The sequence below is a fragment of the Staphylococcus pettenkoferi genome (assembly GCF_002902685.1).
GTDB lineage: Bacteria > Bacillota > Bacilli > Staphylococcales > Staphylococcaceae > Staphylococcus > Staphylococcus pettenkoferi.
The window spans coordinates 1-9,905 of the sequence record NZ_PPRN01000057.1 but is presented as its reverse complement, the minus strand read 5'-3'; the positions used below and the strand labels follow the sequence as shown (position 1 = coordinate 9,905).

The following is a 9,905-nucleotide window of genomic DNA, read 5'->3' as shown; positions in this document are numbered from 1 at the left end:
GTAGAAAGGTAGCGAATAAACTTGCACAAAAATAAATTACTATTAAATGCAAGAGGTAAAAGATTATTTAACCTATATAATCAAAGATGTTAAATAATTTTAATCTTTTTAGTATTACAAATCTAATTAACAAAAATCTTTATATTAATGTAAAGTTACTTTCTATATTATTATTGGACATAAAATGACCTTTTACCAAAAAATAATTTTAATTATAGATTTTTTAAAAGGAAGGTGGTAATGTTAAATGAACGCAACTAAAATGCGTTTAACCATATTGTAAGTAAAGGAGTATTGAAGATGTCAAAAAATCCCTTTTCAAATCGGAAGAATCGTTATTCTATCCGTAAATTCACTGTGGGGACTGCCAGTATCATCATCGGTGCCACACTTCTATTTGGTGTGGATAAAGATGCCGAAGCCGCTGAAGATGATAGTTACTCACAAGACGTAAGCAAAGGTGCTTCCAACTCAAATGATGATCAAGTTGAGACGAAGTCTAACCAAACAGAAATTAATAATAAAGATACTCAAGCAGCCACGAAAAGTTTAAATACTACTGAAGAAGTAGCAACTCAACCAAGCGAACAAGAACAACCTTTGAAAAATGAAGTAGAAGATGATACGGAATTTAATTCTACGCAAATATCTGAGACAAATAGAGATACGAAAGTAAATGCACAAACAAATGCTACTGATTTATCTGATAAAATAGATGAGAGTAATAGTAATTTTAATTCAGAAAAAATATCAAGTGAAACAATTGATAATGTAAGTTCTTCAGAAGCTATTACTAAAGAAAAAGCAAAAGATATTACTTCTTCTAAAGAGGTCACTAGAGGAGAAGAAAATAATGTATTATCTATCAATAAAGTAGCAAATGATGAAAATTCACTAGAAGCTGTCTCTAACGAAAAAAAAGAATAAAGAATTATCCCCCGAAACAACTTCTAACCTTCCAGCTAGTAATGAAGTATCCGTTAAAAATGCTTCTAATACAATAACTAATAGCAGTTTTAGAGCCAGAGCTCTAACAGAAGAAACTTCTACAACAACTGTAGGTACTAATAATTTTACTGAATATGGCGATATAACTCATGATGTATTCCCTGATGAATTTGGGAATAAAAATATCACTTCTTTTAATAAAAGAACAAATACCAGTAAGGGTACTAACGGAGTATTACAATATAATAAAAAAATAAATTTCAATAAAAACTTTAAAATTACAGTTCCAATCGCAAATAATAACCAAGGTAATACGACTGGTTCAAATGGTTGGGGATTTATCTTTACAACAAAAAATGCCCAGGATTATTTAAGTGAAGGTGGTATTCTAAGAGATAAAGGATTAGCCAACGCGGCTGGTTTTAAAATCGACACTAGCTATAATTATCAAGATGCTATAGATAAAGATAAAAATAAGAACTTGAGACAAATTGGTGGCGTAAAGATTGGTTATGGCACTTTTGTTGCTAACGACAGCAATGGTACGAGCCAACAAGTTGGAAGCTTAGGGTCAGGTAAAGATGTTCCACCTAATAAAATAGAGTATGCTGATAATACAGTTAATCAAAACGACGGCAAATTTCATGGTCAACAACTTAATGATGTAGTTCTAGACTATGATGCTGAAAATGAAACAATCACGGCTACATATGCAGGAAAAACATGGACAGCAACATTAGAACAACTTGGTATTGATAAGAATTCAGAATATAATTTCCTGATTACTTCGAGCCAAGAAGCTGGAAGACAGGGCTACGGTATCATGAGAACAGATCTAGACTCAACTACAATAGTAACCCCAGATCCTGACGACAATGATGCGGACGCGGACGCTGATTCCGACAGTGATTCAGATTCAGACAGCGATTCCGACTCAGACAGTGACTCAGATTCAGACAGCGATTCTGACTCCGATAGCGACTCAGATTCAGATAGTGACTCCGATAGCGATTCAGATTCCGACAGCGACTCAGATAGTGACTCAGACTCAGATAGCGATTCTGACTCGGACAGTGATTCAGATTCCGACAGCGATTCTGACTCGGATAGTGATTCAGATTCAGATAGCGATTCCGACTCAGACAGTGACTCCGACTCAGATAGTGACTCGGATTCCGACAGTGATTCAGATTCAGACAGCGACTCAGATTCCGATAGTGACTCAGATTCAGACAGCGATTCAGATTCCGACAGTGACTCAGATTCAGACAGCGACTCAGATTCAGATAGCGATTCTGACGCTGATAGTGACTCAGATTCAGACAGCGATTCAGATTCCGACAGTGACTCAGATTCAGACAGCGACTCAGATTCAGATAGCGATTCTGACTCTGATAGTGACTCAGACTCAGATAGCGACTCCGATTCAGATAGTGATTCCGACTCCGACAGTGACTCGGACTCAGACAGTGACTCCGATTCAGATAGTGATTCCGACTCCGACAGTGACTCAGACTCAGATAGTGATTCAGACTCAGATAGTGACTCTGACTCCGATAGCGATTCTGACTCAGACAGTGACTCAGATTCCGATAGTGACTCTGACTCCGATAGCGATTCTGACTCAGACAGTGATTCCGACTCAGATAGCGACTCAGATTCGGACAGTGACTCAGACTCAGATAGTGATGCAGACTCAGATGCCGACGCGGATTCAGATGCGGATTCAGACGCTGATTCCGATGCAGACTCAGATGCCGACGCAGATTCAGATGCCGATTCAGACGCAGATGCCGACTCAGATGCTGATGCGGATGCAGACTCCGATGCAGACGCAGACGCGGACAGTGACTCTGACTCAGATGCCGATGCAGATTCCGATGCGGACTCCGATGCAGACAGCGATTCAGACGCAGATAGTGACGCGGATTCAGATGCGGACAGCGACTCCGACGCGGACAGCGATTCAGACTCAGATGCTGACGCAGATTCCGATGCTGACGCAGATTCAGACGCGGACGCCGATTCAGACGCAGACGCCGACTCAGACTCTGACCACGGCACTGGACACGATCCAAACTCAGACGTAGACCATGATAGCCACACTCAAGATGGTGACCACGACGGCAACACTAAAGACCATGGTTCTGACAAAGACCATGACAAAGCTCTTCCTGACACTGGTAGCGACAATGCCAACACAACATTATTAGGCACAGTGCTTGCTGGTCTCGGTTCACTTCTGTTCTTCCGTCGTCGCAAAGATTCTAAAGAAGAGAAATAATCTTCTTAAACCATAGGGTGGTTAGGCTTTGAGCTTAGCCACTCTACCTTATAGATTTTTAAAATGTATCATTTCCTAGAAAGTAGTGCTTTTACCTATAGCTGAGTTATAATGTATTGTAGGATTACATTTAAGAATAAGATCAGATTTATAAATTAAGGAGTTAACAAGATGACATTACAGAGTAGTATTTCTCAAGCGCTGGAGATGACGAGTGCTTATCCTGATAATGACTATAGTTTCCTCAGTGTAGGAAATCCTAACAGTAAAGCTGTAGTGCATTTATTTAAAAATAAGAGGAATTTGAAGAATAATATCATAAAGTTTCTTGAAAAATATCGTAAAAAATCAGGGAAGCGTCCTCAGTGGATTAAGCTCGATTTCGTCACAGATACGGAAGAGGCACGCTTTGAAGATGTGAAAGCGGATTTAATCAACACACGACGTAACTATGTGGACTACGGTATAGCGTTAGACGAAGATTGGGATACCGTCTTCCTACCTGAAGAAATTAACGTCAATGCGTTTGTGCGTCCAGGTAAAGACAAGAAAGGTTTTATCTTATCTGAGACGAATATCAACACATATTTGAACAAATACAAACGTATTCGTGGTAAGTATAGTCATGCGAATATGCGCGGTGCTGATGTGATCAAGTTCAGAACGAAGAGCTTCTTTATTGAAAATGATCAAGTCTATGACCTACATGCAGAAGGCTATATGAAAGGGTTAAGAAAGGTGGATCATCTTGCGCCAGAACTTGATGATTTAATCTGTAAAGCTACGGATTATTTAGGAAATGAGATTCAAGACAATGGGAAGTATATTTACGGTTATTTCCCTCATTTTGATAAAAAGATCAATTTCTACAATAACCTTAGACACTCATCATCAACATATGCCTTAATCGAAGGACTCGCATACTGTGACAAAGACATCACGTTAGCGAAGAAACCGTTAGAGTACTTAATTGAACATTATTTATATGAAGTAGATGGCATAGGGCATATCTATGATGATACGAAAAATATCAATGAGATTAAGCTCGGTCAGAATGCTGCATTCGTCTTCGCTGTTTGTGAGTATCTCCGTTATCATCCTGAAGAGAAAGGGTTACTTGAAAAAGCGCAACTTGTTGCCAACGGAATTCTCAGCATGATTGATCCAGACAATGCGCAGACGACACACGTCATTAACTATCCAGATCTCACGACGAAAGAGCAGTTCAGAGTAGTGTACTATGACGGTGAAGCAGCTTTAGCGTTATTACGTTTATATCAAATTGACCATAACGAGATGTGGCTCAAAGCAGTTCAAGGTTTATTTGAAAAGTTTATCGCAGAGAAATATTGGCAATATCACGACCACTGGCTTGGATACTGTACAAATGAACTCGTTCAAATTGACCCACAACGTAAATACTTCGAGTTTGGTATTCAGAACGTTGCGCCGTATTTGAATTATATTAGAAATCGTGAAACGACATTCCCAACATTTTTAGAAATGCTCATGGCCACATACCACTTGATTCAGAAAGCGAAGAAATCAGGTCATGCAGATTTAGTGGAAGAGTTAATCGACGAAAAGGAATTTATTGAAACGATTCATATTCGCGCCAACTATGAGCGTGTCGGATTCTTCTATCCTGAACTTGCGATGTACTTCAAGAATCCAGCTCGAATCATCAATTCATTCTTTATTAAACACCACGGCTACCGTGTGCGTATTGATGACATTGAGCATTACATTTCAGGCTTAGTCCAATATCGCAAAGTGTTTAACGATTAACTTGAAAGCACAAATCGAGTGAGGAGGTGTGCGAACATGGCGAAGAAAGAGAACAAAGGTATAATTTCAGGTACTGTTAAGGAAACTAAAGAAGGTACAATTCAAGGTACAGTTAAAGAGAATAAATAAGAAACGAAGTATGCGGGCAGTCTTATTTTTCAAGAAACAACTATCCCCAATAATTGTAAAATGAAGGTAAGCGCCGCATAAGATAACGTATTTCTGTAAAACATTTCATTCAGTAGAGAAGTTAACAATAAGATAAAGAACAATTCCAATGAGGCGGGACGAGAATTCAAGAGGTGGATTCCGTCCTGCCTTTTATATAGGAAGGAACAGCTCGTGAATAAGGTAGGTGAATCACTACTCGGACGGGCGTGTTCATAGTATAATTGAAGATAAGTAGTGGACAACACGACGATTCCAGACAAACAGAGGTGTTAAGCGTGAATAAGAAGACGATAGAGAAACAAGCAGTAGAAAGCCAAACTGAACATGCGTCACAATCAGATCAAACCGTTGAAGTAAACGAGATTTCAACAGAAGATTTAAAGCAAGGTACAACAGAAAGTGGAAAAGAAGACAGCCCGACGTCTAATAATAGTAAAAATAGCGAGCGAACTTCGTCAAAGCAGAATGACGAGGCGGATGCGAAGAAGGATGAAGAAAAATCCGATATCGATAAAGAAATTGAGGCAGAATTATTAGCGTATCTAGATGGTAAAGAATCCAAAGAGGAAGAACCTGAGAAGAAGAAATACAAGACGGTCGGCTTCCTGGTTATTCTTGTGTTAGCTGCACTCGCGATTATGCGTTTCGCGAAGCATCTTATGTTCGCAGCACCTTTTTTACCTTCGATGTTAGGGCATTAAGACTAGGTTGGAACCGCGAAAATAATAATTGTGGCGGGTCGAGAAGTAGATGGTAGTACTTCTTGGTTCGTCTTTTTAGTGCGTTTTGGTGTGGGCGTGGTCTAAGTTGTTTGTGAGAGATAGCTAAACAGTTCTATTTACGGTTGATGTGATGATTAGATAAAGTGGTAGTAGCATTAAGAAATCTTTCAAGAAAAGGAGCGGTTTTGTGAAGAAATTTGGCTTGCTCGCTTTATTAAGCTTAATTTGGGGATCACAATTCTTATTTACTGCAGTCATCGCTCATGATGCCAGTGCGACATTTATCGCGTTTGGTAAAGCGATACTTGGGGGCATTTTCTTAACTATTGTCACAATGTTAATGCAGAAAGGGAATTACAGAAAGCAATGGTTGTTATACATATTTATCGCATTATTTGAAGTTGTGTTGCCCTTTATCTTTATCGCGCAAGGACAACGCCACGTTTCAAGTGGTATTAGTTCCGTAATTATGGCACTTATGCCTGTGTTTACGTTACTTATCATGTTTATCGCGACCTCGAAAAAACTTAATTTATTCGAAACTATAGCGATTATACTTGGTTTTATTGGGGTCGTCTTCATTTCATGGGATCCGCAACACATTGACTACGACTCTATCCTATCACTCGTTTTACTCGTCAGTGCGACGTTTTGTTTCGCCATTTCACTCGTGTTAATGCAGCGTTTGAAAGATCCGGCGCCACTCCATCACATGAGAAACGTGCTCTATATTGCGAGTGGGATGTTGCTGATATTACTCATCATCGTTCCGCACGCATTTACTTTTGATTTCAACGGAGGACAATGGGTAAGTTTAATTATTCTCGGAATTGTCCACTCTGCGCTTGCATATGTGATTTACAACACACTCGTTAACTTATACAGTCCCATTTTCGCATCTTTAGCGAACTATATGGTGCCAGTAGTTGGATTATTGTTAGGCCTCATTTTCTTACATGAACATCTGTCAGTGAACGCAATAATTGGAATTGTGATTGTTTTTGTATCACTTGTGTTGAGTCAGAAACAGTCAGCTTAGGTATGTAGCGTTGTCTTCTTACAGGAGGCAACGTTTTTTGCTTTTTTAAAATGCATAGCTTTCGAAAATGTAAGATTCTGACGTAGATTTGTAAGGTTAAATAAAAGCTGTAAGTACCTAGCTCCTATATGAGAAATGCACAATCTGGTCAGCATTCCAGATCGTGCATTTTTTTAAGTATTAGTTATGTTTAACTTCAGAAGTTTGAGGATCAAAGTACTTGATAGATTGTTTACGCAACTGATCTTTCTGTTCGTTACTTAAACCATGTTGGTTACCGTAAACAGTAGTTTCCCAGCTGCCGTACATTGGGTTAGGGAAGATGATATACTTCTTACCAAAATCTTTCGCATGCGCATCAAGGAACTCCTCGCGTGATTCTTTCGTAGCTTCTTTCGGATTATCGAAATCAAGCAAATTATCACCGAATAACATGATTAATTTATGGTCTTGACGCACTTTATCACGACGCGCAGATTTGTCTTTTTCGTTTTTACCTTTTAACATAATATGTTCTTTATCTGCTTGTGGAAGACCTTGATTCTTCAAATTCTCTTGAGTCGGCTTAAAATCTTTATCCTGGTCTCTGTCAGATATGTAATAAATGTCGACGCCTTTTTTATCAGCATAATTCAAGAAATCTTTCGCACCAAACACCGGTTTCGCTTGCGCAGATTCTACCCACTCGTGCCAACCATCAGGGTGAGACTTGTTATTTAAAGAAGCATAGCCTTGATAAGGAGAATTGTCTAATACTGTTTCGTCAATATCGAGGGCAATCGCCAAGTTTTTCTTACCTTTATTATTCTTAATTTCGCGATCCAAATTCGCCTTCGCAGTATTATAGCCTTGCGCATATAACGCTTTCGCTTCAGCCGAGTTCTGATACCATGACACCGCCATATAGTTCTGAACACCGAGATCAGTTTGACTCGCAGGCGTTTGAGTTTGCGTACTTTGACTTGATGCCGTTTGATGTGCACCTCCACCAGACGCCTGAGTAGTGAGTGGAGTAGATACTGTTACAGCCCCCGCGAGTGCGACAGCTGATACATATTTCGTAATACGATTCATAAAGTCACCTCATTAAATGATTATCTTACATAGTTTTATTCTACTATATGTGTGAATTGGAAAATAGATGAAATTAAATTTATTGAAATGACTTTATTAGTAATAGTTGAATTTATTTAAAATGCTAAGTATGTAGTTGAGTAAAAGGTTACATTTTAACCTATTGAGTTTTACGTGGAAAGAAAGCAAAAATAACAAAAGATACGAGCAAGATTAAGACAAATTGAATAATGGCGAGGGCGATGGTGAAACTATTAGCGGTAAAAGGTTTAAAATAACCTGCCGTTTCATAAATATCGAAGAAAAGCTGCACACAAATCCAAGAAACGAAGATGCCAATAACTCGACTTACGAATATACTGAGCCACGTTTTAAGTTTACCATTAAAAAGAGCAATGCTAATTAAGAAGACAGCGATGAGATATGGAATATAGCCAATCGTTGAACCCGTTTGATAGTCAGTCATCATGCCGATAAACTCTAGTGGGAATAGGGATAAAATAAATGCAATAATTCTTAAATATTTCATTTAATCATTTTACCTTTTAATAATTTTGTGTCTTGAGTGTAGCATTAAGCAGAGAATAATCAAAACTAGAGGAGAGGGACTATAAAGAAAGGTGACTGAAGAAGCGGTGGGCGATACGAGTATATCGTTGAATTGAAGGTGTGGGTAAACTTTGCAATCAAATAAATATTAGTGGTATAATCATTGTGTAAGCAAAAGAGTCAGTTTATGCACAAATCCCCTCACTATGCCAGTAGTGAGGGGATTTTTCGTGCTGGTTATCATCGTCTGTTATTTTTCTTGTCGCGTTTACTAAGCTAGTAACTAAAATACGTAACAATGCACCTAGTAATCATTATTAGTGTAACCTTGTTAAAAATGCAACGAAACAATTATTACTTCTTATTATGTCGGTAGTGAGGATTTTTTTAATTAGTGATATAATCTATGAAGTGTATTTAAGTAGTTTAAGTGTAAATTGCTATTGTTATCGTTAATAAATCAAGTAGCTTTTAGCATGAGAATTTCATTCTATAATTAATGAGCCAAAGGAAACCCAGCATTTAAACTTTACAATGCATTATAGTTTAGTGATATAATATAGCTTGTAAGCATAGAAAGCATAGTAATGCACAAACCCCCTCACTAGTCGGATAGTGAGGGGGTTTTTGTGCTGACTTTATTGTCGTCTTTTATTGTCGCGTTTACCAAGCCACTAAGGATTGTGGCTATAGTCTTAATAAAGATTTTAGCTACACAATTATTAATTCTCCTTACTATGTTGGTAGTGAGGATTTTTTTATATCGAATCACACGATCTCTAGTGTAATAATTTATCATGAAGGTTGCGAAGAGAAGGCATATGTATGGTTAAGCTTTGCAATCCATTGGGTACTGGACTATAATTATATTGTAAAAGCTCTATCATAGAAACACCAAACCCCTCACTACTGCCATAGTGAGGGGTTTTATACGGTGATGACTAATGTCGTCATTTTTTACGATCATTGCGATTACGTAGCCATTGCGTAAATATCGCAATGATACAGCCACTAATTATTGTGACTGAAGTTTGTATTATAAGCTCTATCATGGTGGAACACCTCTTTTCTGCGCCTTTATTTATCGCAGAAGATATGACGACTTCTATATTATACCAATAAAGTATATTTAGAATAACTTGAAATACCTATAATTATAAAAAATGACAGAAATACAATTTATATATAGGAGTGTACTTCGTATATTGAAAAATGGTGAGAATTCGTGCATTTAATTACTCTTTATCATAAGTTCTTATACACGTTTCCCATTTTTAGCTCTAAATAATATCGTCTCGAATACCCTTATACCTGTCTCTTATACACATCT

At 38.0% G+C, this 9,905-nt stretch carries 7 protein-coding genes and 1 pseudogene; 5 read left to right on the top strand and 3 right to left on the bottom strand.

Annotated elements, in window-relative coordinates; translation table 11 throughout:
* The first annotated feature begins 300 nt into the window (after positions 1 to 300).
* From CD126_RS12400 to CD126_RS09705, 5 genes and pseudogenes are all read left to right on the top strand, one after another.
* Positions 301 to 927, top strand: a complete 627-nt coding sequence (locus CD126_RS12400; RefSeq protein WP_142381364.1) for a YSIRK-type signal peptide-containing protein — start codon at positions 301 to 303, stop codon at positions 925 to 927.
* 1,366 nt (positions 928 to 2,293) lie between these two features.
* Positions 2,294 to 3,232, top strand: a pseudogene (locus CD126_RS12510) (LPXTG cell wall anchor domain-containing protein); the annotation flags it as partial.
* Between the two features lie 171 nt (positions 3,233 to 3,403).
* Positions 3,404 to 5,020: a poly(glycerol-phosphate) alpha-glucosyltransferase gene (locus tag CD126_RS09715; RefSeq protein ID WP_103370400.1), complete on the top strand. Its 1,617-nt coding sequence runs from the start codon at positions 3,404 to 3,406 to the stop codon at positions 5,018 to 5,020.
* A gap of 446 nt (positions 5,021 to 5,466) precedes the next feature.
* A complete protein-coding gene (locus CD126_RS09710; protein WP_049407502.1) occupies positions 5,467 to 5,892 on the top strand; it encodes a hypothetical protein in 426 nt (141 codons plus the stop codon).
* A 208-nt stretch (positions 5,893 to 6,100) separates the two neighbouring features.
* Positions 6,101 to 6,952: a DMT family transporter gene (locus CD126_RS09705; protein WP_103370399.1), complete on the top strand. Its 852-nt coding sequence runs from the start codon at positions 6,101 to 6,103 to the stop codon at positions 6,950 to 6,952.
* A 180-nt stretch (positions 6,953 to 7,132) separates the two neighbouring features.
* Here the strand turns inward: CD126_RS09705 and CD126_RS09700 are convergent, their stop codons facing one another.
* The 3 genes from CD126_RS09700 to CD126_RS12035 form a co-directional block, all read right to left on the bottom strand.
* Complete coding sequence (locus CD126_RS09700; RefSeq protein ID WP_049407498.1) at positions 7,133 to 8,026, bottom strand: 5'-nucleotidase, lipoprotein e(P4) family; 894 nt, start codon at positions 8,024 to 8,026, stop codon at positions 7,133 to 7,135.
* Positions 8,027 to 8,186: 160 nt separating this feature from the next.
* Positions 8,187 to 8,555: a hypothetical protein gene (locus tag CD126_RS09695; RefSeq protein ID WP_049407496.1), complete on the bottom strand. Its 369-nt coding sequence runs from the start codon at positions 8,553 to 8,555 to the stop codon at positions 8,187 to 8,189.
* A gap of 970 nt (positions 8,556 to 9,525) precedes the next feature.
* Positions 9,526 to 9,627 (bottom strand): type I toxin-antitoxin system Fst family toxin, encoded by a 102-nt coding sequence (locus CD126_RS12035; protein ID WP_142381363.1) that lies wholly within the window; start codon positions 9,625 to 9,627, stop codon positions 9,526 to 9,528.
* Positions 9,628 to 9,905: the final 278 nt, after the last annotated feature.

Bases quoted from the DNA above. Each gene is read 5' to 3' on its own strand.
- CD126_RS09695 (WP_049407496.1), bottom strand. From the start codon at position 8,555: ATGAAATATTTAAGAATTATTGCATTTATTTTATCCCTATTCCCACTA.
- CD126_RS12035 (WP_142381363.1), bottom strand. From the start codon at position 9,627: ATGATAGAGCTTATAATACAAACTTCAGTCACAATAATTAGTGGCTGT.
- CD126_RS12400 (WP_142381364.1), top strand. From the start codon at position 301: ATGTCAAAAAATCCCTTTTCAAATCGGAAGAATCGTTATTCTATCCGT.
- CD126_RS09715 (WP_103370400.1), top strand. From the start codon at position 3,404: ATGACATTACAGAGTAGTATTTCTCAAGCGCTGGAGATGACGAGTGCT.
- CD126_RS09700 (WP_049407498.1), bottom strand. From the start codon at position 8,026: ATGAATCGTATTACGAAATATGTATCAGCTGTCGCACTCGCGGGGGCT.